Below are 25,622 nucleotides of genomic sequence, written 5' to 3'. Positions count from 1 at the left end.
AAAAAGACACGAATTCTACGACTTTAAAGTTGCCTTTTTGATGTTAGGCGAGGTCTAGCTCTACAGTGTTTGATCAACGGCTAGATTTTGCTTTAAAAACAAACAACACGCCAACTACGCCACGAATTTGTGATCATTATCACGAATAGTTGTGTGCTGGTCGTACTGCTTGGGCGTCATGTATACAAAAAAACCGTCCGATTAGGTGAATTTTTTAATTCAATTGTGATCTCAGACTCAAATTTCGAATTCGATATGCACCTATTTAACCGTACAGTCTTAGTTAGCGATTACAGTGATTGTGACGCTGGCGTGATCGTTATCACCGGATAAAAGCCAAAGCCCAATTGAAATGGGATATTGATCACTCTCTGAAGGGGAGTACGCCCTCTACGCCCTCGTCACTCATCCTCCAAGGAGTCGGAAGTAGGAGGATGTTTATGGAGACGTCACCATGCACGATATGTGACAGATGGATAAAACTTAAAGTGAGATTTCTTAATGAAACCTGCGCAACAGAAAAAATTCAACAAAGCTTCTTTCCAAGACAGTGTTAAAAAGCATCTTTCTGCGACTTATGCTACGACAGTAGAAACCGCGACCGAGCGCCAATGGTATTTGGCAATGGGGCGCGCGCTGGCAGAGCTTACCACTTTTGACTTACTTGCAACGGAAGCGGACGACCGCATCAAGAACGCGAAAAGCGTTAACTACCTATCTCTTGAATTCCTAATTGGCCGCCTGACAGGTAACAACTTGATCAGCATGGGCCTGTATGAACAAATCACTCAAGCTATGAAAGAATTAGGTCACAACCTAACGGATCTGCTTGAAGAAGAACGTGATCCTTCATTGGGTAACGGTGGCCTTGGTCGTCTTGCGGCTTGTTTCATGGATTCTTGTGCCGCTCAAGAATACCCAACAGTAGGCTACGGTCTTCACTACGAATACGGTCTCTTTAAACAATCTTTCCAAGATGGTCGTCAAAAAGAAGCACCTGACGCATGGCGCGGTGTTGAAGGTTATCCGTGGGAAGTGGCTCGTCCAGAACTGGCACAACAGATTGGTTTTTACGGTCGTGTAGATGTTGAATACGTTGACGGTAAAGAAGTACGCACTTGGGTTCCAGGCATGGAAGTAAAAGCAATGCCGTGGGATCTACCTATTGTCGGTTACGAGTCAAGCACCGTTTACCCGCTGCGCCTTTGGGAATGTCAGGCCATTGCACCTTTCTCACTAGCAAGCTTCAACAACGGCGATTACTTTGAAGCACAGCACTCGCTAATCGATGCTGGTAACATCACGAAGGTTCTATACCCGAATGATAACCACGAAAAAGGTAAGACTCTGCGTCTAATGCAGCAGTACTTCCACTCAGCGGCGTCGGTTCGCGATATTCTACGTCGTCATGAAGCGGCTGGTTTTGCACTAGCGGATCTTCCTAAGCAGGAAACGATTCAGCTTAACGATACGCACCCAACGATCGCCATTCCTGAATTAATGCGCATCCTAATTGACGAGAAAGGTCTAACTTGGGACCAAGCGTGGGAAATCAGTGCTCACACATTCGCATACACGAACCACACACTACTTCCAGAAGCATTGGAGACATGGTCTGAATCTCTTATCAGCCGTCTGCTTCCTCGTCACATGGAAATCATCTTTGAAATTAACCACCGCTTCATGCAAGAAGTTCGCAAGATGTGGCCGGGTGATGGTGAGAAGCAAGCGAAGCTTTCTATCATTCAAGAAGGTTTCCACCGTATGGTTCGCATGGCAAACCTATGTGTGATTGGTTCTTACAAAGTGAACGGTGTAGCAGCACTTCACTCTCAGCTGGTTAAGAAAGACTTGTTCCCAGAGTTCAACGAAATCTTCCCAGGTAAACTGACTAACGTCACAAACGGCATCACGCCACGTCGTTGGTTGAAGTTCTGTAACCCAGGTCTATCGAAACTCATTACTGACAAGATCGGTGCAGAGTGGCCGGCGAAACTAGAGCAGCTAGAAGGTATTGCTCAGTTTGCAACCGATGCAAAATTCCAAAAAGAGTTCATGGCCGTTAAGAAAGAAAACAAACAGCGTCTTGCTGATTGGGTTCAAGAGAACATGGGAATCGAGCTGGATACTAACGCGATCTTTGACGTTCAAATTAAACGTCTACACGAATACAAGCGTCAGCACCTAGACTTGCTACACATTCTCTCTCTCTACCACCGTATTCTTAACGAACCTGGTTTTGAGTGTGAGCCACGTGTTTGTTTCTTTGCAGCAAAAGCGGCGCCGGGCTACCACCTAGCGAAAGAGATCATCTTCGCGGTGAACAAGATTGCAGAGAAGATCAACAACGACCCTCGCATCGGCAATAAGCTGAAAGTGGTCTTCATTCCTGATTACCGCGTGAGCATGGCTGAGATCATCATCCCTGCGGCGGACGTATCTCAGCAAATCTCGCTAGCAGGTAAAGAAGCATCAGGTACGGGTAACATGAAAATGGCGCTTAACGGCGCGTTGACTATCGGTACGATGGACGGTGCAAACGTTGAGATTCGTGAAGAAGTAGGTGACGAAAATATCTACATCTTTGGCCTAGATGTTGATGGCGTTCAAGAAGTGAAAGCTCAGGGCTACAACCCTTACGACTACTACAACGCGGACCCGCTACTAAAAGCATCTTTGGATTTACTGCTAGGCGAAGAATTTACGCCAGGTAAACCAGGTTTACTTCGTGCAACCTACGATAGCTTGCTAGATGGTGGTGACCCTTATCTATGTTTGGCTGATTTTGCCTCTTATGTGCAAGCACATGAAGACATGGGCAAGCAGTATCAAGATCAAGCGGGTTGGGCGAAGAAAGCCATTCTAAATACTGCCTTGGTGGGCAAGTTTACGTCAGACCGTTCAATACGCGACTACGTCAACAATATTTGGAAGCTTGAAGCAGTAACTCGTTAAGCAACCTAAGCCAAGGCCTCGAGCCTTGGCTTTTACTCCTTATATCTATTAATAACCCTACCGTTTTGAAGGTAATGATGTCCTTCGGAGAGAGCGATGAAAGAACAAACAGCATTAAAGCAAGTTGCTGACATGGCAAGAATAGCCGACAGCTACGTGAGTGCGTGGGGCAGTGAAGCGAAAGTAGAAGACGATATTATTCTTCGTTTGCTTGCGTCTTTAGGCTATGACACGACTAATGATGAGACTCTGCTGAAGTCAGCAGAACGAAAACACAAGAAAGAAGTTCTAGAGCCAGTCCTAGTAGTGAAAGATGGCGATGCTATCGAAGTAGAACTTAACCTTGGTGTGAGTGCTCGTGAGAGTGACTTTAGTTGGCGCCTAGAAACAGAGCAGGGAGAAGTACTTGAAGGCTATCTTCAATCTCAGATCGTTCGTGATGAGCGCGCCGAGGGTGGCCCTTTAGTATTTTCGTTGCCAAGTGACCTCCCTTGGGGTTACCACAAATTGTACTTGGAACGTAAGCGTCGTAAAACACCTTATGAGATGACGTTGATTTGTACACCGAAAGCCTGTTTCAAACAACCTCAGATTGATCAAGGTAAAAAGCTTTGGGGACCGAGTGTTCAATTGTATACGTTGCGAACTCAGCATAACTGGGGTATCGGTGATTTCGGAGACTTAAAGCAGTTAGTGAGCGACATTGCCGCACGTGGTGGTGATTTTGTTGGTTTGAACCCAATTCATTCGTTGTTCCCTGCGAACCCTGAGGGCGCGAGTCCATACAGCCCATCGTCACGTCGTTGGTTAAATATTCTGTATATCGACGTGAGCTCTGTGCCTGAATTTGCATTGAGCGCTGATGCTCAACAACAAGTGGGCAGTTCTGAGTTCCAACTTCGTTTGCAAAAAGCACGTGATTCTCATTGGGTCAATTACACAGAAGTTGCGGCTTTGAAAATGAGTGTTCTGCCGCTGCTGTTTTCTCAGTTCAAATTGCGTCATCTAGACAAGCAGTCTGAGCGCGGCAGCCTGTTCCTAGATTTTGTGGAACAAGGCGGAGAAAGCCTCGTTCATCAGGCGGCATTTGATGCCATCCATGCAGACCTTCACGCGGAAGATTCGAGCGTGTGGGGATGGCCAGTATTCCCTGAAAAATATCGCCGTTTTGAAAATGCGGCGACACAGAAATACATCGCTGATAATCAGGACAAAGTTCATTTATACATGTACCTGCAGTGGGTCGCTGATACGCAAATAAATGAAGCGCAAGCACTCGCTGAAGAGAAAGGCATGGCGGTTGGTCTTTATCGTGATCTTGCGGTAGGGGTTGCGGATTCTGGGTCAGAAACATGGGCAGACAACGGTAACCTGGCGATGGATGCCAGTATTGGCGCGCCACCTGATATTTTGGGGCCACTGGGGCAAAACTGGGGGCTACCTCCGTTGAATCCTCAAACGTTACGCGACACATCGTATGACCCATACATTGAACTGTTGCGCGCCAACATGAAGCATTGTGGATCATTGCGTATTGACCATGTGTTAGGGTTGTTACGTTTATGGTGGATCCCGAAAGGCGAGAACGCGACGAAGGGCGCTTATGTCTACTACCCTGTGGAAGATATGCTGGCCATTCTGGCATTAGAATCGCATCGTCATCAATGCAGCGTTATTGGTGAGGACTTGGGTACGGTTCCTGATGAAATTGTTGATATCTTGCGTGATGCGGGTGTGCATTCTTACAAGGTGTTCTTCTTCGAAACCGCTGAAGATGGTGGCTTTATTTCACCTAAGCACTATGCAGAACAGTCGATGTCAGCCTTGTGTACCCATGATATGCCAACACTACGAGGCTTCTGGCATTGTGATGATCTGAAAATGGGTCAAGACATTGGTTTATATCCAGATGAAGCACAGCTGAAAGAATTATTTAATGACCGCCTAGAATGTAAGCAAGGCATCTTAGATAGCGTGGCTTGGCACGGTTACCTACCAGAAGGTGTGGGTCGAGATGCAAGTTTAGTCCCTATGGATACGCACCTAAGTGAGGCACTGCAGCTGCATTTGGGCGCTGGGTCATCAACGCTGCTCAGTGTTCAACTTGAAGACTGGTTAGAGATGGATAAACCCGTCAATATTCCAGGCACCGTCGATGAATACCCTAACTGGCGTCGTAAACTGTCGATGAATTTGGACGAAGTTTTTGCAAAAGAAAGCGTCAATCGTATTGCTAAGAGCCTGTCTAAAGCGCGCTCGAAAGCCGGCGAATAACGTTTAATCCCTTTGGGTTATTCTTGCATTAATTGAGTAATAAAAAGCACAGTACTATCCAGATATCGCGCTGAGCGAGCTGGGTGGCTGTGCTTTTTTGTGTTCAAAAAAAGAGATGTGCTGGAGGTGAACTCGAGCCGTTGACGCTGCGGTCCAGTTTATAGTGTAAATCCGATGCGTTATAACATTTTGCACACAAAAATATCGAATGAATCACTTCCTGTATAACTGGATTTAAGTACAATGAAAATGCTGGTAGCCCGCCTTGCGCGGGCTTTTTTTATGATGTCTCTAATGCTTACATTATTACAATTAGGAGACAGATTTGGTCGAGGGAGATGAACGTTGAATAAAACAAGGCTTAAAAGACAAGATCAGGCGTATGAACGACTGTCGAATGCATCATTCGCAGACCCATTTTCGTTCTTAGGTCCTTATCTACAAAATGATGGTATTGCTCTGCGCACATGGATCCCCGGTGCAGATAGCGTCGCTGTTGTTTTGGAGTCGGGAGAACGTCTACCGCTTAAACGAGAAGCGGAATCCGGCTTTGTCTTAGAATCAGACCTCGATTTGAGATATACCCACTATCAGTTGGCTGCTGATTGGAATGGTACCGAGCAGATTATTGATGACCCATATCAATATCATGCGTTGTACGCAGAATATGAAGAATTGCATACCCCTAAAGCAATGTATCATCAGATGGGTGCACAATTTATTTCGTTAGAACGTGAAGGTAAGCAGGTCGCAGGTACGCGCTTTCTTGTTTATGCACCTCATGCGACGGCGGTGAGCTTAGTCGGTAATTTTAACGCCTGGGATGGACGTCGTAGTCCAATGCAGCGACTAGATTACGGCATTTGGGGATTATTTATTCCCGAGCTAGAGGAAGGAGCACAATACAAATTTGAAATGAAAGGTCCTAACGGAGAAGGCTTACCGCATAAAGCGGATCCGTGGGGGTTCTACTCAGAGCAACACCCTTCTTTCTCTTCTGTTACCTATGATCATAGCCGCTATCAGTGGCAAGATGACCAATGGCAGACTCGTCCTGTGACCGAAAAGCGCAACGAGGCACTGTCATTTTACGAATTACATGTTGGTTCGTGGAGACGAAATGAACAAGGTGAGTTTCTTAACTATCGAGAGCTTGCCAGTGAGCTGATCCCTTATTTAACGGATATGGGTTACACACACGTTGAGCTTATGCCTGTTTCTGAGCATCCGTTCTATGGGTCTTGGGGTTATCAACCGGTAGGTTTATTTGCGCCGACGAGTCGTTTCGGCTCACCAGATGATTTCAAGTACTTTGTTGAGCAGTGTCATTTAGCTGGGCTTGGCGTGGTGCTCGATTGGGTGCCTGCGCATTTCCCGTCAGATGATCACGGGCTGGCAAACTTTGATGGGACGCCATTGTACCATGATCCCGATCCGCGCCGTGGTTGGCATCAAGATTGGAGTTCATTCATTTACGACTTAGGTCGTGAACACGTTCGTCGATTCTTGGTTTCTAATGCCCTGTATTGGTTTGAGCAGTTCCATATTGATGGTATTCGAGTCGACGCTGTGGCATCGATGCTTTACCTTGATTATTCGCGTAGTCATGATCAATGGATCCCCAATGCAGATGGTGGACGCGAAAACTACGATGCGATCGCGACTCTAAAGTGGATGAATGAAGAGGTCTACAAACACTTCCCTAACGCGATGACCATCGCGGAAGAGTCAACCGCGTTCCCTGGCGTCTCGGCACCGACCTTTATGGGTGGGCTCGGCTTTGGGTTTAAGTGGAATATGGGTTGGATGCATGACAGCTTGTCTTATATCCAAGAAGACCCTATTAACCGCAAGTATCACCACGATACGATCACGTTCCCATTAGTGTATGCACACAGTGAAAACTATGTACTGTCGCTTTCGCACGATGAGGTGGTCTACGGTAAGCACTCTATTCACAACAAAATGCCAGGTGATGAGTGGCAGCAAACGGCTAACCTAAGAGCATACTTGGGTTACATGTATGCTCAACCGGGTAAAAAGCTTAACTTCATGGGCGCTGAATTTGGTCAAACGGGAGAGTGGAACCACGATGATCAATTACAGTGGTTCTTACTGGGGTTTGAACGTCATCAGGGCGTCCAAGCGGTCACTCGCGATCTGAATGCACTGTATAAAGCGGAGAAACCACTGTTCGAACTAGACTCTGAACCGAAAGGGTTTGAATGGCGTCTTCAAGATGCGGCAGAGGCGAGTATTCTTGCACATGAGCGTATCAGTGAAGATGGACAACGTATTTTAGTGGTGTCTAACTTTACGCCAGTCCCTCATGAAGCCTTCCGTTTGGGAATGCCATTGGCAGGAAGCTATGAGTTATTGCTGAATACGGATGACGTAAAATACTCAGGCAGTGGCTTTGAAGTGGTTGCAGAGGCTTGTACGGAAGCGGTGGAAAGTGAGTCGCAACCTCAATCTATTGCGTTGCGTCTACCACCGTTATCGACCGTGTTTTACAAGTATAAAGGCTAACAACAAGAGGGCTATCCGGTGACGCACCATTGTCGTAATTCACGTCAATGGATGAAAAACGGATACCGTTCGATGATAACGAAGCCCAGCGTTTGCTGGGCTTCGTTATATCTGGAGAAAACAAAGGTATGTTCTACACTCAAATCTCTATGCTGCAATCGCTATACTCTAGGTGCTTGTATGTTTAAAATCAGCACTTAACGTAAAGTAACATCAAAAAATAAGGATTATTAATGGTTACCGCTTTGTACGCGTCATTACTCGCAATACTGATGATTTGGTTATCGATACAAGTCATTAAACAACGAAGAAGCAATCAAGTTGCTTATGCCGACGGGGGAGTGGAAGGACTACAAATCGCACGTAGCGCACACGGCAATGCCGTTGACTACATCCCCATCACGATTATTTTAATGGCTTTTGTTGAGTACAATGGTGCACCTTTGCTTTGGGTTCACGCAATGGGGATAGCCTTTCTACTTGGCCGAATACTTCATGCAAAAGGCATTCTAACGCAATGGTTCAAAGGTCGAGTCTTGGGTATGCAATTGACTCTATTGGTGATGGTTGCATTGATTGTGTCAAATCTTGTGTATTTGCCTTTTGAGCAATTATTTTAACGATGAGGCTTCGATTTCCCCCAACGTGGGTGACGGTTTCTATCGGGTTAATCCTCAACGTTATGGCGATTGTCATGTCGAGTCAGGTATTGGATAAAATGACGGCTGAATTGACGCTCTTGGAAGACAGAAAAGAAGCCAATCTCTATTCCATTCAATTGGCTTGGAACCAAGTAGAGACGCTGGAGCGTAAGCGTGAAGGGGTCATGTTGCATTTGGATACCCCAAAAGCCAGTTTGTACCAATCGGAGTCAGTGGTACAAGAGGCCCTTCGTCATCAACTGTCGGCATGGGTAGTAGAGCCTGTTCCAGCCATTACCATGAATAACCTCCCTGATCTGATGCAAGTTATTAATCAATCACAGCAATCACAAAGGGACATCATTGATGAGCTGTATCTCGATAACCTGTCGCTGGCTGAAGAGATGCAATTCATCACGAAGCAAATGGCGTTTTATAAAGATATTGCTTTGTTTTTGCAGGTTTTTGGATTGGCGTTGATTCTTGCTCGAGACCTATCGAGAAGGTAATCTCATGCCAGTGTGAACCATCAAAAAGGTGTTTGGGCATTTTTTGATACTTAATCTTCCGGTACGAAAGGTCGTAAAAAGTGCCGGTTACCCGCAATGACACTCAGCCTTTAGTGAGTCTTGCTAGGCTGAGTGTTTTGCGTCGGCTATTTACTCCCAGTTTTCTTTATTTACTGGCGTACGCTCGGTCATAGGCAGACTGCATGACCGCAACCACTTTGCTATAACCCATTCTTTCAATACTCTCCATGTACTCTGGCCAATCTTTTTCAATATCACGGGATCCTAAAATCCACGCTTGTTGCTTCTCGACCATGAAGTCACGAATGGTAATCCAGTGTTTATCGTACGTATCTTTTTCCTTAGCATTGAGCGAGACACCCATGAAAGGTTCAAGTAAGTAATCGCCCTGGTCATACAGTGCAATGCCTTCCAGTGCATGTTTGTTTGACCACTGTTCTTCATTGGCGTAATCCATTGGGAAACCACGCTGGATTTGTGCGCCAATGGCCCACATTTGTGCGTTGACAGGGGTATCTGATTCTAAGATCGTCTTCTTGAAAGTGGGCTTACCGTCTACAACGTCGTAGTGTTCACCCTCAATACCGAAGTTAGCGAGTCGCTTACCTTGCTGTGTAAACCAGAAATCAAAATACTTGACGGTTTCAACCGGGTGTTCATTGGTGTAAGAAATCGCCCAGCCGTCTGGTTTCACTTTTGCACGTCGGTGCTCTTCTACTCGTTGACCTGAAATGGACGCTGGTGGCGCAAAGGCCTTGAACTCAAATCCGGCGACTTTATCGTCAAGTGAATCGTTATAGCCAGAGGTTGAGGCAAACCAATCATGGGTCATGCCGCCAAGATCGTTCGACAATAAATATTCGCGTGAGCGACTGCCTCGCGTGAAAACCTCTGCATCGATCAAGCCTTCTTCATACCATTGGGCGAGGTTTTTGATGCCTTCCTTATAGCCTTCACCGGCGTAACCATGACGAATCTCGCCATCAACGACATGAAAATCATGGAAGACATCTGAACCTGAGGTTCTGCCATCCCACAGTGTTACCAAGCGAACCATTTCTTGCCAATGACGGGCAAAGAAGGGAACTTCATCTTTTTTACCATTACCGTTTGGATCGTTGTCTCGAAACGCCTTAAGGACAGTGTACATCTCGTCTACAGTCGTTGGCGGCTTTAACCCAAGCTTTTGCAGCCAGTCATAGCGCACAAAATACCCACGGCCGTATTTTCCATCAGGCAAGTATGGGATGTAGTAGATATTGCCGTCTGATGCCTTGATTGACGAGGCGATGTCTGGGTTGGCGTCAAAAAATGCTTTTATGTTTGGTGCATGCTTTTCTATCAACTCATTGAGTGGCACAAACGCGCCTTCGGGACCATAGGTGTTAACGTTATTCTTCATGCTGGAACCGCCGACAATGTCGGGTAACTCCCCAGAAGCAATAAGGAGGTTAAACGCCTCTTCGCTTTTAGTCGTCGCCATTGAGGCAACGTTGTTGAGGTGCACATTGGTCAGTCTCGCGGCCTCTTTTTCAACCGGCCAATCGTTGTTGTAGACAAACTTCTTTTGGTGCAAGTGGATATCCAACTTGAGTGGAGAATCCGAGACTTTATAGTCGCCATCTTGCGCCATAACAGGGGAGGCAATGACGGCTGCGATCAGTGCAGATAGGGTCGTAGTTACTTTAACATTCATCCTTTTTTCCTTGTTTTTGTTATTGCTTTATTTCATTGCTAGGGCGTTATTCTTTAACGCCGCCAAGCATGATCCCTTTGTTGAAGTATTTTTGAAGAAACGGATAGAGAAGAAGTACAGGAATGATTGAACAGACCATGATGGCTGCACTAACCGTTTCAAATGAGTAGGCGGCATTGATCAGTGAGCTGGCGAACGTATCATCGTCGGTTAGCTGGGTAATGACTTGCCTTAGATAGACTTGTAGAGGGACCTTACTTTCGTCCCGCAACAGGACCATTGCCCAGAAAAATCCGTTCCAGCGAGCAACAATACAAAACAGAGCGACAGTGGCGAGCGCGGGCTTTGCCAGAGGAATAAAGACCTTCCAAAGCACCTGAAAATCGTTCGCGCCATCCATGCGAGCGGCTTCTTCAAATGATTTCGGTATCGCTTCAAAAAAGTTACGCAATAAGATGATGTTGAAGGCGTTACAAGCGAAGCCAACAATAATACCGAAGTAACTATTTAACAGCCCTAAGTCACGCATGTTGAGGAAGTACGGGATCATACCCGCGTTGAACCACATGGTGAAAGCGATAAGAATATTCCAGTACTTACGCCCTAATAACTGAGGACGCGAGAGCGCATACGCACCGGGAATAATGATCAGCAAACTCGTTAATGTACCGAAAAACGTATAGATAAACGTGTTCTTATATGATCCCCAAAACGCGGGGTCTGAGAGGACTTTTTCATAAGCGGCGAAGGTAATGTCCACCGGAGTTAAGACGACATCTCCCGCCGTAACCGCATCCCCGGCACTGATGGACATAGAGGCGACATAGATAAAGGGATACAGCGTACTGATAGTAAATAGCGCCACCAGTAACATATTGATATAAACAAATGTTTTATCGCCGCGAGAGTATAGGTTCATGTTCATTGTTTGACTCATAACTGGCTCCTATTACCACAATGACGTTTGTGAAACGCGACGGCTGATTCCATTCGCAACCATCACTAAGATGAAAGCGATGCCGGCGTTAAATAATCCAGCGGCGGCGGCTAAATCATATTGGGCAGCTTGGATACCTTGTCGGTAAATAAACGTGCTAATGACGTCTGCGGTTTCATATGTTGCGGGTTGATACAACATGATGATCATCTCGAACCCAACTTCTAATATGTTACCGATGCGAATAATCAGCATGATAAGAATGGTTGGTAGAATGCAGGGTAGGGTTATGCGCCACATCATTTGCCATCGAGAGGCACCATCGACAACCGCTGACTCATACAACGATGGGTTAACCCCGGCAATGGCGGCTAAAAATACAATGGAACTAAAGCCGGCTTCTTGCCAAATACCTGTCCCTACAAAAATGGTACGGAACCATTCTGGTTTCGTTAGAAAGTAAACCGAATCGTAACCTAGTGCGTTAAGCATTAAATTCACGACGCCAGTCGAGGGGGAAAAGGCGGTGATGACAATACCGGCAATAATGACAGCAGAGATAAAGTGGGGAAGATAAACAATGGTCTGTGCTGTACGCTTAAATTTTGCGTTGAGGATCTCGTTGAACATGAGCGCAAGAATGATGGGGACGGGAAACCCGAATATCAGACTGGCACCGCTAATCATGACCGTGTTCTTAATCGCTCGTAAGAACTGATCGTTCTCAAACAACGTAAAGAAATGCTCGAAGCCAACCCATGGGCTCGCCGAAATACCTTTAAAAACGCTGTAATCCTTGAAGGCTATTTGCAAGCCATACATAGGTTTATATAAAAAAACCAAGAACCAAATAACCATTGGGGCGAGCAGCACATAGATTTGCCATTCCTTGGCGAAATGGCGCTGTAGCCATCGACCTTTAACCTTGAGTTCACTAAGCCATGAAGCATGTGGCATGATTTGTTGCGAGGTGCCTTGCTGTGAAGTGCCTTGTAGATTGTCCATGTGACACCTCCGTTAGTTAACCGTTTCGCGTGGTAATGCTTGCCCTGTGTTTTTATCGAACACAGTAATCGCATCGGTACGGAAATAGAGCGTGTCGATCCCCCCTAAGTGGTCGACTTTCCCATGTGTTTCCGTCTTAACCACAAAAGGCTTACCTCCAAACTGGCAATGAAGCAGCGCTTCGGAACCTAACGTTTCAACCAAATCAATGTGAGTAGAGATAGCGGAGGCGTCGGGAACAGAGGTAATATCGGTGTATTCAGGTCGGATGCCCAGCAAGATAGGCTGATTGTGTTCCACGCCTTTGACGTGGGGAAGTATGCAACGCGAATCGCCAAAACAGGCAACCCAACCGTCGGGTGTGAGCTCAGCGGTCGCCTCAATGAGGTTCATTGGTGGTGAGCCAATGAAGGTGGCAACGAACGTATTGACTGGGTTATTGAATAATTCCATTGGTGTGCCAATCTGTTCAATCTTTCCGTCGCTCATGACAACAATACGATCAGCGAGCGTCATTGCCTCTACTTGATCGTGAGTGACATAAACACTGGTGACACCGAGTTGGTGATGCAGGCGTTTAATTTCAGCTCGCATTTGGGTACGAAGTTTGGCATCGAGGTTTGATAACGGCTCGTCAAATAAGAACACTTTTGGGTGACGAACAATGGCTCGTCCCATCGCCACGCGTTGACGTTGACCACCCGAAAGATCAGATGGACGACGTTCAAGCAAATTCGTAAGGCCAAGAATTTTTGCTACATCGTTAACTGATTGGGTAATTTGGTCCTTGGGTACTTTACGGATACGTAGTCCAAAGGCGATATTTTCCGCAACACTGAGGTGAGGATAAAGGGCATAGTTTTGGAAAACCATCGCAACGTCACGGTCTTTAGGGGCGATATCATTGACGCGACGATCATTGATATGAATATCACCTTCGGTAATTTCTTCTAGGCCAGCTAACATGCGTAGCGTTGTTGACTTACCACAACCTGACGGCCCGACGAGAACAATAAATTCTTTTGATTTTACTTCTAAATTAATACCATGTACGACACTAATATCACCGTACGCTTTAACGATATTATTCAACTGAACACCAGACATAACTTTTCCTTGTCTCGCTAGCGAAATTGAAGTGCTTAAAATATAAAATTAAAAAATTAGAAGGAAGCGCATTATATATAGTGGAGCAATATAGCTTCCTTGCTATATTTGAATCACTTTAATTTTACTGAGGGGGGAATAAAGGTGAATAAATACTAAGGCAGGAATGTATTTATTCACCAGTGCATAATTAAATATTAAGGGACTAGAAGCTGTACTTCACACCAAGACGAGTTCTTAGCTGGCGGTTGTCTTCTGCTGATGAACCTTCGTCAACTGTCCAGAATTCCATGTAAGGAGTGAAAGCGTCAAATTTGTAACCAATCTTAAGACCTAAATCCCACTCCCAGTCTTTACCGTTCGCAAGGCGGACATTATCATAGTTTTTGTTTAAGTTTGCTTCGTAGCTTAACTTAAGGTTCTTCAAAGATTCTTGACTAAATTTGTAGGCACCTGTTAGCGTCCATTTACCTTGTTGAACGGTGCTATCCGCCACAGTAAGTTTGCTACCATCGGTTGTAGTTTTAGTGCCTGCTGTTGAATCGTAAACTTGGAACTCATGACGATAACGTAGAGCGGTTGTCAAACCAAAATCTGCTCTATAACCAACACGGAACTGAGGTTTCCATGTTGTTTTATTTGAGCCAAATGTAACTGGCATACCTGGCTGTATATACCAGTTGCTATCATCAAACTTCTTAGTCCAGTCCCAGCTAAACTCTGAATCACCACGTGATACATTTTTCCAAAAGTCAGTTTGATCTTCACTTTGGAATTTTTGCTCAACACCTAACCCAAGCTTGCCACCAAAAACTTCAGTAGAGTCGCTAATTTTAATACGGTGCGCATATTTTTCATCAGTGTGCTTATATTCCGCACGGTAATCTAAATTCGTTGCAGCCGCTGAACCAGCCAATAAAACGAGTGCCACACCCACTGCGGATTGCTTAAGTTTCATACTGATATTTCCCTTATATAAAGTATATTATTGCTAGATTATTATTTTTGCTTCTTAACTATCGATACAAATTCGCTACATTTTATGTACGTTTATATCTATTAAGCTCGCGATTACAGTTAACATTGTTGAAATGTTAAACAGCTATTAACCGTCGCTCATTTCTGCGGTGTGTAACACGAACATGTTGTATTGAATTAATGTATGACAAATGATATTCGAATATCAGGATTATTCTGTGAAATGCATCAACATTTACTATTGATGGAATGAGTTTTTGTCGATAGGTGGGGTTTGATCACACTTTATTACAGATAGTTTCAGAATTTTATACCACAGTTATTGTATGGGTATATGCATTGAGCTGAAAAAAGATAGTTAGTAAGTTTTATCTGTAACTCATTGATTGTTCGTGGTTAAAATTTAATCGACATTAGTGTCAATAATGTATTTTTAGAAATAATATCAGTGACTTGAGTTGGTTTCATGGTTTGAGAAACCAAAAAGAGAACATAAATCGATGATTCATCAAGGCTGGCAGAGCAAAACTTGACTCAGTTAACTAACTGGCTTTCATTCTGGTCAAAAAACGATAACTCGATCACGTTGAGGTATATTGTATTACAATTAAGGGTCGTAACGAGATATATTGATTTGTAACAGCAAATAAATATATTAAAAAGGATTATAGAGTTATGGATCTGAATACACTCATTGTTGGAGTCTATTTTTTATTCCTGATGGCAATCGGATGGATGTTTAGGACTTTTACCAGCACAACAAGTGATTACTTCCGTGGGGGCGGTAACATGTTGTGGTGGATGGTTGGTGCGACTGCGTTTATGACCCAGTTCTCAGCATGGACGTTCACAGGTGCAGCAGGTAAAGCGTACAACGACGGTTTCGCAGTCGCTATTATTTTTCTAGCGAATGCGTTTGGTTATTTCATGAACTTTGCGTATTTTGCGCCGAAATTCCGTCAGCTACGAGTTGTGACGGTAATTGAAGCCATTCGCATGCGTTTTGGTGCAACGAACGAACAAGTATTTACTTGGTCTTCAATGCCAAACAGTGTGGTATCGGCAGGTGTTTGGCTAAATGCACTGGCTATCATCGCATCAGGCATTTTTGGCTTTGATATGACGATGACCATTTGGGTTACGGGTCTTGTTGTTCTGGCGATGTCGGTAACAGGTGGTTCTTGGGCGGTAATTGCCTCTGACTTTATGCAGATGGTTATCATCATGGCCGTGACCGTAACATGTGCGGTTGTCGCGGTTGTTCAAGGTGGCGGTATTGGTGAGATTGTTAACAACTTCCCTGTTGGTGACAATGGTTCATTTATCTCTGGTAATAACCTTAACTACCTCAGCATCTTCAGCATCTGGGCATTCTTTATCTTTGTTAAGCAGTTCTCTATTACGAACAACATGCTTAACTCTTACCGTTATCTTGCGGCAAAAGATTCTAAGAACGCGAAAAAAGCGGCACTGCTAGCTTGTATCCTTATGCTTTGCGGCGTGTTTATCTGGTTTATGCCTTCTTGGTTCATTGCTGGTCAAGGTGTTGACCTAGCGGCAGCATACCCTGATGCAGGTTCTAAAGCCGGTGACTTCGCTTACCTTTACTTTGTTCAAGAATACATGCCAGCAGGTATGGTGGGTCTTCTAGTGGCAGCGATGTTTGCCGCGACGATGTCTTCAATGGATTCAGGCTTAAACCGTAACTCAGGTATCTTTGTTAAGAACTTCTATGAAACTATTGTTCGTAAAGGACAAGCTTCTGAGAAAGAACTGGTTACCGTCTCTAAGATTACGTCTACCGTGTTTGGTATTGCAATTATCCTTATTGCACAGTTTATCAACTCACTTAAAGGCCTGAGCTTATTTGATACAATGATGTATGTTGGTGCGCTAATCGGCTTCCCAATGACTATTCCTGCATTCCTAGGTTTCTTCATCAAAAAGACTCCGGACTGGGCTGGTTGGGGTACGCTAATCGTAGGTGCATTTGTCTCTTACTACGTCGGCTTTGTTATCAATGCAGAGATGGTATCGTCAGTATTCGGCCTAGAAGAGCTAACGAAACGTGAATGGTCTGATGTTAAAGTAGCAATTGGCCTAATGGGACATATTACTTTGACAGGCGGCTTCTTCATGCTGTCGACACTGTTCTACAAGCCTCTTACTGAAAAGCGTCAAGCGGATGTTGATAAGTTCTTTGGCAACCTATCTACTCCTCTGGTTTCTGAATCAGCAGAGCAAAAAGCACTTGATAACAAACAACGTCAAATGCTAGGCAAACTGATTGCAGTAGCGGGTATTGGTATTATGTTTATGGCCTTGCTAAGCAACCCAATGTGGGGACGTTTGGTGTTCATCCTCTGTGGTCTGATTGTTGGTGGTGTCGGTGTGCTGCTTGTGAAAGCCGTAGACGATAGCGGTAAACAGGCAGAGGCAGCGACAGAAAGCTAAGTCTGATAGAAAATAAATAACAGAAAATGCGACGCCTTTGGGTGTCGCATTTTTTTTGCTTTAATTTTCTCGCCTGGTTACTTTCGTTGGTGATAAAGTCGTCACTTGGAGATTAAAGTGGATGAAAATGTAAGGACTGACACCGGCTAAAGAAAGTGACGTTCACTTGGCTTAATCAGTTTTGTATTGAGTTCAATGCTATGTCACAGGTTTTATGTGCGGAGTGGGAAGTAAGTAGGGCCCGCTGTTTTCTTGTTTAGAGCGTATCTGTTGTTACGTCAATGCTGTGAAGTAATGAGTAAAAGTAGAGGATGACCCAATAATAACCAGAGGTATTATTGGGATTCGCCGTTAAGAATAGTGATAGGCCATTCGTATAGTAAGGACAAGCGTTGCGATTCGAATACTGCAATATTAATGGAAGAGGTTAGGGATATTAGCGGTTGAGATACATTGAATATGGATAGTAGCAGTACTAATACATACGGTTATAGTGTGGATAGTCAGCGCCTAACTGCCAATAATGGCAATAGGCATTCTAACTGATGAGCAGGTAAGCGCTAAATTTTTGAAAACAGTAATGCCCCACATTTCCTGGCTTTGGTGTGGTCAGCAACCATAATCGAATTGTAGACATCTAAATAGAGCGACATTTTACTTTGTGACATATTTATTGATGACGCATTATCGTTACTATAAATAATGTTAAATATTTTTGAGTATGGAGTGAATACTTCATTGTTCGAAGAGGAAAATAATAGGCAATGAAATTTATGACATAGCTTTATCCAAATATCATAATTGGATTTATGTGTCTCCATAGCTTGAATCGTTTTAGATAATTCAATTCTTTGCTCAATAGTTGCATTATTTGCTGCCTCGGCGCAGACTTCAGGGGCAAATAACTCCTGAACACGAACAAATCGATCGATAACACATTTCATTTCAGGTAAGTCAAATGACCATTCTAACAATTGTGGGTCCACGAAATTCCATTGGTAGCGCGGTGTAATACGAGTACCCGATTTTTGTTTAGATGCAAGTAGCCCTTTCGCTGATAAAAGTTTTAATGCTTCTCTTATGCTGCTCCGGCTAACGGAATACTGCTTGGATAAGTCGACCTCTGTCGGAAGTGCATTCTCTTTGTAAGCGCCAGTAATAATATTTCTTGCGATACTGTAAGATATTTTTATGTAGTTGCTTTCCATGCGTAAATATTCCAATGTGGTATTAAGAATATAATATCAAGCATATTGTCTTATTATAATTACATTTATTTGATAGTGTGAGCAAGGGTGTTTTTTTGTATCGATATGTAAGAGAATCCTGAGTGGTTGCATAAAAAAACGGCTAATCAAGTGATTAGCCGTTTTATATAATCGCGAATATTTACGCTTTATAGAAAGTCTTTACGCATCGGCGTGAAGTTATCTAGTAATACACCAGCTTTGATGCATTTTGCGCCGTGAATAATGTTTGGTTCTTTGTACATTACGTCGCCAGCTTTAACGATTTTAGTTACATCGCCAATAGTGAATTCAAATTCACCAGAGATAACGTAAGTGATCTGCTCGTGTGGGTGGCTATGTAGCGCTGCAACCGTACCGTCTTCGAAGTGTACTTCAACCATCATCATGTCTTCACAGTACGCCATCACTTTACGACGTAAACCGCCGCCACAGTCTTCTAATTCTACATCTTTGTTATATACAAACATTGCTAACCTCGTGTCTTTGTTTATCAAGCCACATCTAACGACGACAGTCGTTGATTATGGTCGTTGAGTAGTAGTTGAGAAGCCGAGCGGGCGAGTGGAGCGTCGCCCGCCATAATGGCTTCATAGATATCTTGGTGTTCTTCAAGGCAGAATCGACCGCCAACAGCGGCTTCGTCGATAAAGGTTTTGAAAATGGCGTCCAGAATATTAGAAAAAGGGATATAAAACGGGTTTGCAGTCGCCAAGAATATCGTCTTATGGAACTCGTGATCGTTGAGTGTCCATGAAGTATAGTCATGATTTTCGGCCGCATGTGTCATATTCTGAAAGCTGACAGATAGTGCTTTGCGATGTTCAATGGACGCGTTTTTTGCTGCCATCGCACATGCTTCTGGTTCGATAGCCTTACGAAGTCCTAAAAACTGCGTTAGAAATCGCTGTACGTTGTTCGTATCTTTAACCCAATCCAAAAACTGAGGATCAAGAAAGTGCCATGACTGACGTGGCATGATGTTGGTACCAACTTTAGGTTTTGATTCAATCAACCCTTTAGCAGAAAGTAGCTTTGTCGACTCACGTAACGCGGTTCGGCTGATACCAAACTGTTCACATAATTCAAGTTCACTCGGGAGCTTTTCTCCCTCTTTGAGCTCACCGGTTAATATTTTGCTTGCCAGTTCTTTTGCTATCTGGACGTGAATTCGTCGACTTGAACTTGCAACTGCATGAAAAGTAGCCATAAAATGGACCTTATAAATAGAAAACGTTCCCCTTAACCACTAAGCGAAACGTGAATTTGCTACGGTGCTAATTGGCCGCCGTTGACGTCAAGGATCTGACCTGTGATGTAACCGCTACAAGCGTGCGAGGCAAAAAACGCAAATGATGGCGCCACTTCATCAATATTGCCAAATCGGCCCATTGGGATCCCATTTGCAATGGCTTCTTTAAGTTCGTGAGTCTTACCGTCGTGAAACGCAGTATCAATAGTACCGGGAGACACGATATTGAAACGGATATTGTCCTTGGTAAATTCTTTTACCCAGTTGCGATGAATGTCGTGCAACCACGCTTTGGAAGCTGCATAAATCCCCGCACCAACACCGCCACCTTCGCGCCCTGCAATCGAGCCGGTACTTATAACACAGGATGTTTGGCCTGATTCAAGCGCCGACTGGCGTAGATGAGGAATGGAAAACTTGGTTGTCATCAAGGCCGAGCGCGCGTTTAGGTTCATTACCCGTTCATAAAACTCGTCGTCAATACTTTCAAGGTTTTCACGCCCACCAAGGCCACCCGCATTGTTGATCAGTACATCAAGGCCACCAAAGTGGTCAGTGAATTCGCCGATCAGTTTTTCACATTCATTCGTATCCATTAAATTTGCTTGAAAATAGGCAACGTCAGCACCGAGCTCGGTTAATTCCGTTATCGCTGCTTCAACATGAGGCCCTGCGCGACGACTATTGATGCCAATTTTGGCACCATATTTCGCAAAAACGCGCGCGGTTGCCAGACCCATACCAGCGGTAGAGCCAGTAATTAGAACACGTTTGTTCTTAAGATCATTGAACATGTCAGCATTACCTATTTTTACAATATGTATTAATCATACAATATCACTTAATTGCGTCAATGTTTGTTAGCTTAAAAAGACAATTACGGTCACATAATTTGTGTAAATGGTGAAATGTTGTGAAGGAAGTCTCAAAATAAGCGGTGTTTACTGTGATGTCGGTATTAAAAATGTGGAACAAAAAGAGAGGAATGTCGAATAAATGGGTATTTTCGCAAGGAGGTAAGCACGCTAGATGATACAATACCTGCTAAAATAATACATAAACCTTTCACTAAGCGAAGTACATATGTCAGGCAGTAAGTTTAATTCAATTTCAGGCTCCAAGCGAAGCATCCATGTGCAGGTTGCACGAGAGATCGCTCGTGGTGTTCTTTCTGGTCGGTTACCTGAAGGTTCAATTATCCCTGGCGAGATGGCCTTGTGTGAGCAATTCGGTATCAGCCGCACAGCACTTAGGGAAGCGGTAAAACTATTGACCTCGAAAGGCCTGTTAGAGTCACGCCCGAAAATTGGTACTAAGGTTGTTGACCGCGCTTACTGGAATTTCCTTGACCCACAATTGATTGAGTGGATGGATGGCTTAAACGACGTAGAACAATTTTGTGCGCAATTCCTTGGCCTTCGCCGTGCCATCGAGCCAGAGGCTTGCGCATTGGCGGCTAAATTTGCAGATGCCGATCAACGCATTGAACTTTCCGCAACATTCCAAGAAATGGTTGAAGTTTCTAAAGAAGAAAACTTCGACCAAGATAAGTGGTTGGACGTGGACATGCGTTTTCATAGTTTGATTTTTAACGCAACCGCGAATGACTTCTTCCTGCCGTTTGGCAATATTTTAACGACAATGTTCGTTAACTTCATTGCGCATTCATCCGAAGGCGGCTCGACATGTATCAATGAGCACCGTGCTATTTATGAAGCCATCATGGCTGGAGATAGTGATAAAGCTCGCGAAGCGTCAGCAAGTCATTTGAAAGAAGAAAATCACCGTTTGCCACTCGCAAGCTAACCAATTTACAACGTTTATCAAGGGCAGCGACTTTCGCTGCCCTTTTTTTATCTTGATATTCTTATCTCAGTCACGACCAAAGTGTTTATCTACTGATATAATAAGACATAAAGAACGTAGGAGATCATCAATGTCACACGCTTTGTTACCCAATATCACCCAATTTTTGAGCCATATTGACCCGTTTGATAAGCTTTCTGATCCGCTGCTGAGACAAATTGCAGCGGAAATAAAAATCATCTATCTGGGTAAAGGTGATGTGATTGATCCTTGCAGCGGTTTGGTTGACACCCATAGCAAAGGAGACCAAGAAGAGTGCGGCGATAAAAAGCGTAAGTACTTGTATGTCATTCGCACGGGCTCAATGGAACAACGCAAGACCGACGGCGTGCTTCGTGCCCGCTTAGGCGCCGAAGACTTGTTTGGTTTTACGTTCTTAGATGATGATGTGACATCGGAAACGGGCTACCAAGCCGTCGCCATTGAAAATACATTACTCTACCTGATACCACATAATGTATTGGAGGGTATTTTTAAACAACACCCAGAGTATGCGGAACATTTTGCGTCGCAAGCTCAGGTGCGTCTTAAGTCGGCATTAGATGTGGTATGGTCAAACAAAGAAAAAGGCCTGTTCGTCAAGAAAGTCTCGGAAGTGGCAAGTGGTGTGATTGCGGTTGTTGATGCGGATACACCAATCAAAAAAGTCGCGCATGAAATGCGAGTGACAAAGCGCTGCTCTACTGCCGTAGTTCGAGAAAATGGCAAGCTCGTTGGTTTGATGACCGACCGAGACATGACAAAGCGCGTTATTGCCGAAGAGCACGATATTAATGCCCCCATTCGAGAAGTGATGACTCAAAATCCTTTAGTCGTTAGTCCAGATGACCTTGTCTTACATGCGGCTTCCCTCATGATGCAATACAATGTTAGAGGGCTGCCTGTCGTCTCAAACGGCGAAGTTGTTGGTCTGTTAACAACGACGCATTTAGTCCAAAACCACCGTATGCAAGCCATCTTCTTGATTGAAAAAATCAAATATGCCACGAGCGTTCGAACGCTATCGAGCTTTACTGCTGAGCGACAAGCTATTTTTGAAGCACTGGTTGAAGGCAAGGTTGCACCGGAGATTATTGGGCGAGTGTTGTCCATGATCATGGATGCCTATAACCGTCGCTTGATTCAAATTGCGATTGATAAGCTTGGCCCACCACCTTGTAAATTTGCATGGATTGTTGCTGGTTCGCATGCCCGAAATGAGGTCCATATGTTGTCGGATCAAGATAATGCCCTCGTGCTTAGTGATGATGCGACCGATAACGATAAAGTGTATTTCCGTCACCTCTCTCAGTATGTAGTCAATGGGCTAGATGCCTGTAGCTACCCGTTATGCCCTGGCAAATATATGGCTGCGACACCTAAATGGTGTCAACCACTGAGTACTTGGAAGCACTATTATAAGAAATGGGTAGCGAACCCTGAATACGAGCGCCTTCTCAATATCAGCGTGTTTTTGGAGATTCGCTGTGTCTTTGGTGAGGCTCATTATGCCGATGTATTGCGTGATGAACTGCACGCAAATATTCGTAGTAACCGTGAGTTCTTGGGTATCTTGGTACGGGATGCGATCAATACGCAGCCACCATTGGGTGTGTTTAACAAGCTGGTACTGCAAAAAACGGGTGAAAATCGGAAAACACTCAATATCAAGAAATACGCCATTAACTTAATCATTGATTTAGCTCGCATCTATGGATTGGCTGTCGAGTGTGATTCGTCCTCTACCGACGAGCGATTTACTCGAGCAAATGAGCACGGTATGTTAAGCGACGATGCGCTGAAGAATATCATTAATGCTTATCAATTTATTTTGATGTTTAGGCAGCATCATCAGCTCGAGGCACTGAAGAAAGGTGAGATACCGGATAATCATATCAACCCAGACAGCTTTGGTAGCTTTGAGCGCGGTAACTTAAAAGATGCATTCCGCATTATTGCGAACTTGCAAGAAGCCGCGAAGGTTCGATTTGGCGGGAGGCTATAACGTATGCCTAGCATGTTAAAGTCGGTATTGAATCAGTTTCACGTCTATCAGCATTTTTTAAAGCAAAGGCAGAAGTATGTGGCACAGACGGCATTGCCAGACAATATTGCGGAGTTCCTGACAACAGCCCCTCCTGAGATAGATGATCTTGTCACGATGCACGATTACCTCGTGGTGGATTTTGAAACGACAGGTATGGATGCGGATCAACACTCTGTACTGAGCCTTGGCTGGGTCGCCATTAATAATTACACTATTGAGCTTGATAGTGCGAGGCACATCTATGTGGAGTCGCCTGAAGGTATCATGGCCGAAACCGCTATCATTAATCATATCGTCCCGGAAATGCTCCAAAATGGCGTGTCCTTGGATAATGCGATGTCTCAGCTCTTCAGTGCATCAAAAGATAGGATTCTCATTGCTCATGGGTCGATGATAGAGGCGGCGTTTGTCGAAAAATATCTAAGTACCCACTACGGTGTGCAGAACTTGCCCATTATGTGGCTTGATACTCTTGCGATTGAGAAGGCAATGGCGAATGCGGTGAGTAAAGACACTGAAACAGACGTTCGCTTGTCCGAAACACGCGCTAGATATGGGCTTCCCGAATATAATGGCCACGATGCACTCATTGATGCGATAGCGACGGCGGAATTGTTTCTTGCACAAAGTACTCGCCTGTTTCACAAACAATACCCATGCATTGGTAAGTTGTTCCGACTCAGTCAGTAGGTGTGCCGGGCTAAGCGTCTTGTTGACTGAGTAATAAAGTACGAATAGCTCGTGATGCGATTAATTTAATGTATCAAATCAAAAGAGGCGCTCCTAGGAGCGCCTCTTTTATTGAATGTGCTGTTAACTTCTCAATTAGAAGCTGTAAGTAATACCAACACGAGCACGCAGTTGACGGCCTTTTTCGTCGCCATTGCTGTATTGTACGTTACCCATTTCTACGTATGGTCTCCAATCCCAATCCGCTTCTTTATAGCCAATTTTGAAGTTGTAATCCCATTCGTATTCTTCGTTAGTGCCCATCTTCCATTCTTTGTTGAGTAGGTCGTTTGCATAGTTGGCTTCTGCACCTAGTTGCCACGCATTCCAGTTGTAATCAAGGTTAGCGGTTAACTTGCTGCGGCTCAGGGAACCGTGTTGCTCATCGTCACGACCTGTTGCTGTGTTATCTCCGGCATAGTTTCTGAACTCATGACGATAACGCATTTTAGCGGTTAGACCACTGTCAAATTTATAGTGAACACGAACTTGCGGCTTATAAGTGGTTTGTCCATTACCAAAGGTAATAGGCATAGAAGTTTGTACGCGCCAGTGGTCGTCTAATTGAAAGTTGTAACCATATTCAAATTCATTGTCGCCCGCTTCTAGGTCAGAGAAAGGCTTACCTTTTTGTTTTGCTTCCACACCAAAGTAGTGGTTACCAACACTAGAGCCAATCTTTACACGGCTTGCGTAATCGCCGGACTCATTTTTGTATTCTTGACGGAAATCGACAGATGCAGCACTTACCGAAGCCGCTGCCATTACTGATACCAATGCTACTGTAACCTTATTAAAAGTACTCATTTATAACCCTTTAATACTTTAGTTTGTTTTAATGTATGACAAATATAATACGGTTATAAATGACTTTTTTCTGTGATTTGGATCTACCGAAAAAGGAGGTTTTAGGGTTTTTTATATAAACAAATTATAAATAGCCTTAGTTAAGTTACTGTTTTTATTAATTACTTTTAATTTGGAAGATGGTTTTATCTAGCACGGATATTGGGTGGGTTTTGTGAGCCACGTTACCGTTCTTTTACTATGTTTTATAATACAAATGGGTGGATTGTGGAACTTCTGCAAAGGTTTAAAGTCTTAAGCGCGCCTTTTTCATAGTAGAGGTGGGTGATTTGTCATCGTGTTTCTCACTAGTAGGCTAGATAGAACGACCACATGACGGGGGCGATCTCGGTTGTTTATTTGCGAGATGCTCAATGCTCATCATGGTTGTTAACATTTTTCCGCGAGTGTTATTAACGAAAAGCCAACATTAATTGTCTGACAATATCATTTTATCCTGCTATTTCCTAACTCGATATGCTTTTAAATGTGATCGATTTCAATTTTATAGAAAGTTCATTGCAAATATGGAAAATTATATTTATAAAAT

At 44.2% G+C, this 25,622-nt stretch carries 19 protein-coding genes; 9 read left to right on the top strand and 10 right to left on the bottom strand.

What is annotated here, in order from left to right; translation table 11 throughout:
- Positions 1–501: 501 nt before the first annotated feature.
- The 5 genes from AB4405_RS14000 (at position 502) to AB4405_RS13980 (ending at position 8,908) form a co-directional block, all read left to right on the top strand.
- A complete protein-coding gene (locus tag AB4405_RS14000) occupies positions 502–2,955 on the top strand; it encodes a glycogen/starch/alpha-glucan phosphorylase (protein WP_102468907.1) in 2,454 nt (817 codons plus the stop codon).
- A 96-nt stretch (positions 2,956–3,051) separates the two neighbouring features.
- Positions 3,052–5,229 (top strand): 4-alpha-glucanotransferase, encoded by a 2,178-nt coding sequence (malQ, locus tag AB4405_RS13995; RefSeq protein ID WP_372061403.1) that lies wholly within the window; start codon positions 3,052–3,054, stop codon positions 5,227–5,229.
- 345 nt (positions 5,230–5,574) lie between these two features.
- A complete protein-coding gene (glgB, locus tag AB4405_RS13990; RefSeq protein ID WP_372061402.1) occupies positions 5,575–7,758 on the top strand; it encodes a 1,4-alpha-glucan branching protein GlgB in 2,184 nt (727 codons plus the stop codon).
- Positions 7,759–7,991: 233 nt separating this feature from the next.
- A complete protein-coding gene (locus AB4405_RS13985) occupies positions 7,992–8,378 on the top strand; it encodes an MAPEG family protein (RefSeq protein WP_372061401.1) in 387 nt (128 codons plus the stop codon).
- A 2-nt stretch (positions 8,379–8,380) separates the two neighbouring features.
- The gene (locus tag AB4405_RS13980) at positions 8,381–8,908 is read left to right on the top strand and encodes a DNA mismatch repair protein (RefSeq protein WP_372061399.1); all 528 of its coding nucleotides are present in this window, start codon (positions 8,381–8,383) and stop codon (positions 8,906–8,908) included.
- Positions 8,909–9,074: 166 nt separating this feature from the next.
- Here AB4405_RS13980 and AB4405_RS13975 read toward each other — a convergent pair whose 3' ends face one another.
- The 5 genes from AB4405_RS13975 to AB4405_RS13955 form a co-directional block, all read right to left on the bottom strand.
- On the bottom strand, positions 9,075–10,625 hold the full coding sequence (locus AB4405_RS13975) for an extracellular solute-binding protein (protein WP_372061397.1): 1,551 nt from the start codon (positions 10,623–10,625) through the stop codon (positions 9,075–9,077).
- A 46-nt stretch (positions 10,626–10,671) separates the two neighbouring features.
- Positions 10,672–11,562: a carbohydrate ABC transporter permease gene (locus AB4405_RS13970; RefSeq protein WP_372061396.1), complete on the bottom strand. Its 891-nt coding sequence runs from the start codon at positions 11,560–11,562 to the stop codon at positions 10,672–10,674.
- A 12-nt stretch (positions 11,563–11,574) separates the two neighbouring features.
- Positions 11,575–12,567 (bottom strand): ABC transporter permease, encoded by a 993-nt coding sequence (locus tag AB4405_RS13965; RefSeq protein WP_372061394.1) that lies wholly within the window; start codon positions 12,565–12,567, stop codon positions 11,575–11,577.
- 12 nt (positions 12,568–12,579) lie between these two features.
- Entirely contained in the window at positions 12,580–13,674 is a 1,095-nt protein-coding gene (locus AB4405_RS13960; RefSeq protein WP_372061392.1) for an ABC transporter ATP-binding protein, read from the bottom strand.
- A 205-nt stretch (positions 13,675–13,879) separates the two neighbouring features.
- Positions 13,880–14,632: an oligogalacturonate-specific porin KdgM family protein gene (locus AB4405_RS13955; RefSeq protein WP_102468915.1), complete on the bottom strand. Its 753-nt coding sequence runs from the start codon at positions 14,630–14,632 to the stop codon at positions 13,880–13,882.
- Positions 14,633–15,327: 695 nt separating this feature from the next.
- On the opposite strand from AB4405_RS13955, the gene AB4405_RS13950 reads away from it, so the two are divergent.
- Positions 15,328–17,106 (top strand): sodium:solute symporter family transporter, encoded by a 1,779-nt coding sequence (locus AB4405_RS13950; RefSeq protein ID WP_372061390.1) that lies wholly within the window; start codon positions 15,328–15,330, stop codon positions 17,104–17,106.
- Positions 17,107–17,666: 560 nt separating this feature from the next.
- On the opposite strand, the gene AB4405_RS13945 is transcribed toward AB4405_RS13950, so the two are convergent.
- From AB4405_RS13945 to AB4405_RS13930, 4 genes are all read right to left on the bottom strand, one after another.
- Positions 17,667–18,314 (bottom strand): FadR/GntR family transcriptional regulator, encoded by a 648-nt coding sequence (locus AB4405_RS13945; RefSeq protein ID WP_102468917.1) that lies wholly within the window; start codon positions 18,312–18,314, stop codon positions 17,667–17,669.
- Positions 18,315–18,502: 188 nt separating this feature from the next.
- Positions 18,503–18,823: a cupin domain-containing protein gene (locus AB4405_RS13940; RefSeq protein WP_102468918.1), complete on the bottom strand. Its 321-nt coding sequence runs from the start codon at positions 18,821–18,823 to the stop codon at positions 18,503–18,505.
- A 23-nt stretch (positions 18,824–18,846) separates the two neighbouring features.
- On the bottom strand, positions 18,847–19,563 hold the full coding sequence (locus AB4405_RS13935; RefSeq protein WP_102468919.1) for a FadR/GntR family transcriptional regulator: 717 nt from the start codon (positions 19,561–19,563) through the stop codon (positions 18,847–18,849).
- 59 nt (positions 19,564–19,622) lie between these two features.
- Positions 19,623–20,399, bottom strand: coding sequence for an SDR family NAD(P)-dependent oxidoreductase (locus AB4405_RS13930; protein ID WP_372061388.1), 777 nt, complete (start codon positions 20,397–20,399; stop codon positions 19,623–19,625).
- Positions 20,400–20,688: 289 nt separating this feature from the next.
- Between AB4405_RS13930 and AB4405_RS13925 the strand changes: the two genes are divergently transcribed.
- The 3 genes from AB4405_RS13925 (at position 20,689) to AB4405_RS13915 (ending at position 24,187) form a co-directional block, all read left to right on the top strand.
- Positions 20,689–21,411, top strand: a complete 723-nt coding sequence (locus tag AB4405_RS13925) for a FadR/GntR family transcriptional regulator (protein WP_372061386.1) — start codon at positions 20,689–20,691, stop codon at positions 21,409–21,411.
- A 130-nt stretch (positions 21,412–21,541) separates the two neighbouring features.
- Entirely contained in the window at positions 21,542–23,455 is a 1,914-nt protein-coding gene (locus AB4405_RS13920; protein ID WP_102468922.1) for a DUF294 nucleotidyltransferase-like domain-containing protein, read from the top strand.
- 3 nt (positions 23,456–23,458) lie between these two features.
- Complete coding sequence (locus AB4405_RS13915) at positions 23,459–24,187, top strand: 3'-5' exonuclease (RefSeq protein ID WP_241903177.1); 729 nt, start codon at positions 23,459–23,461, stop codon at positions 24,185–24,187.
- Between the two features lie 135 nt (positions 24,188–24,322).
- Here the strand turns inward: AB4405_RS13915 and AB4405_RS13910 are convergent, their stop codons facing one another.
- On the bottom strand, positions 24,323–25,033 hold the full coding sequence (locus AB4405_RS13910; RefSeq protein ID WP_372061384.1) for an oligogalacturonate-specific porin KdgM family protein: 711 nt from the start codon (positions 25,031–25,033) through the stop codon (positions 24,323–24,325).
- Positions 25,034–25,622 lie beyond the last annotated feature (589 nt).

This window comes from Vibrio sp. 10N.261.51.F12 (genome assembly GCF_041471725.1).
GTDB lineage: Bacteria > Pseudomonadota > Gammaproteobacteria > Enterobacterales > Vibrionaceae > Vibrio.
This window is presented reverse-complemented; position numbering and strand designations above follow the sequence as displayed.

What these genes read in the sequence shown, in the direction of transcription:
- AB4405_RS14000 (WP_102468907.1), top strand. Translation starts at nt 502, where the DNA reads ATGAAACCTGCGCAACAGAAAAAATTCAACAAAGCTTCTTTCCAAGAC.
- malQ (WP_372061403.1), top strand. Translation starts at nt 3,052, where the DNA reads ATGAAAGAACAAACAGCATTAAAGCAAGTTGCTGACATGGCAAGAATA.
- AB4405_RS13985 (WP_372061401.1), top strand. Translation starts at nt 7,992, where the DNA reads ATGGTTACCGCTTTGTACGCGTCATTACTCGCAATACTGATGATTTGG.
- AB4405_RS13980 (WP_372061399.1), top strand. Translation starts at nt 8,381, where the DNA reads ATGAGGCTTCGATTTCCCCCAACGTGGGTGACGGTTTCTATCGGGTTA.
- AB4405_RS13975 (WP_372061397.1), bottom strand. Translation starts at nt 10,625, where the DNA reads ATGAATGTTAAAGTAACTACGACCCTATCTGCACTGATCGCAGCCGTC.
- AB4405_RS13970 (WP_372061396.1), bottom strand. Translation starts at nt 11,562, where the DNA reads ATGAGTCAAACAATGAACATGAACCTATACTCTCGCGGCGATAAAACA.
- AB4405_RS13965 (WP_372061394.1), bottom strand. Translation starts at nt 12,567, where the DNA reads ATGGACAATCTACAAGGCACTTCACAGCAAGGCACCTCGCAACAAATC.
- AB4405_RS13960 (WP_372061392.1), bottom strand. Translation starts at nt 13,674, where the DNA reads ATGTCTGGTGTTCAGTTGAATAATATCGTTAAAGCGTACGGTGATATT.
- AB4405_RS13955 (WP_102468915.1), bottom strand. Translation starts at nt 14,632, where the DNA reads ATGAAACTTAAGCAATCCGCAGTGGGTGTGGCACTCGTTTTATTGGCT.
- AB4405_RS13950 (WP_372061390.1), top strand. Translation starts at nt 15,328, where the DNA reads ATGGATCTGAATACACTCATTGTTGGAGTCTATTTTTTATTCCTGATG.
- AB4405_RS13945 (WP_102468917.1), bottom strand. Translation starts at nt 18,314, where the DNA reads ATGGAAAGCAACTACATAAAAATATCTTACAGTATCGCAAGAAATATT.
- AB4405_RS13940 (WP_102468918.1), bottom strand. Translation starts at nt 18,823, where the DNA reads ATGTTTGTATATAACAAAGATGTAGAATTAGAAGACTGTGGCGGCGGT.
- AB4405_RS13935 (WP_102468919.1), bottom strand. Translation starts at nt 19,563, where the DNA reads ATGGCTACTTTTCATGCAGTTGCAAGTTCAAGTCGACGAATTCACGTC.
- AB4405_RS13930 (WP_372061388.1), bottom strand. Translation starts at nt 20,399, where the DNA reads ATGTTCAATGATCTTAAGAACAAACGTGTTCTAATTACTGGCTCTACC.
- AB4405_RS13925 (WP_372061386.1), top strand. Translation starts at nt 20,689, where the DNA reads ATGTCAGGCAGTAAGTTTAATTCAATTTCAGGCTCCAAGCGAAGCATC.
- AB4405_RS13920 (WP_102468922.1), top strand. Translation starts at nt 21,542, where the DNA reads ATGTCACACGCTTTGTTACCCAATATCACCCAATTTTTGAGCCATATT.
- AB4405_RS13915 (WP_241903177.1), top strand. Translation starts at nt 23,459, where the DNA reads ATGCCTAGCATGTTAAAGTCGGTATTGAATCAGTTTCACGTCTATCAG.
- AB4405_RS13910 (WP_372061384.1), bottom strand. Translation starts at nt 25,033, where the DNA reads ATGAGTACTTTTAATAAGGTTACAGTAGCATTGGTATCAGTAATGGCA.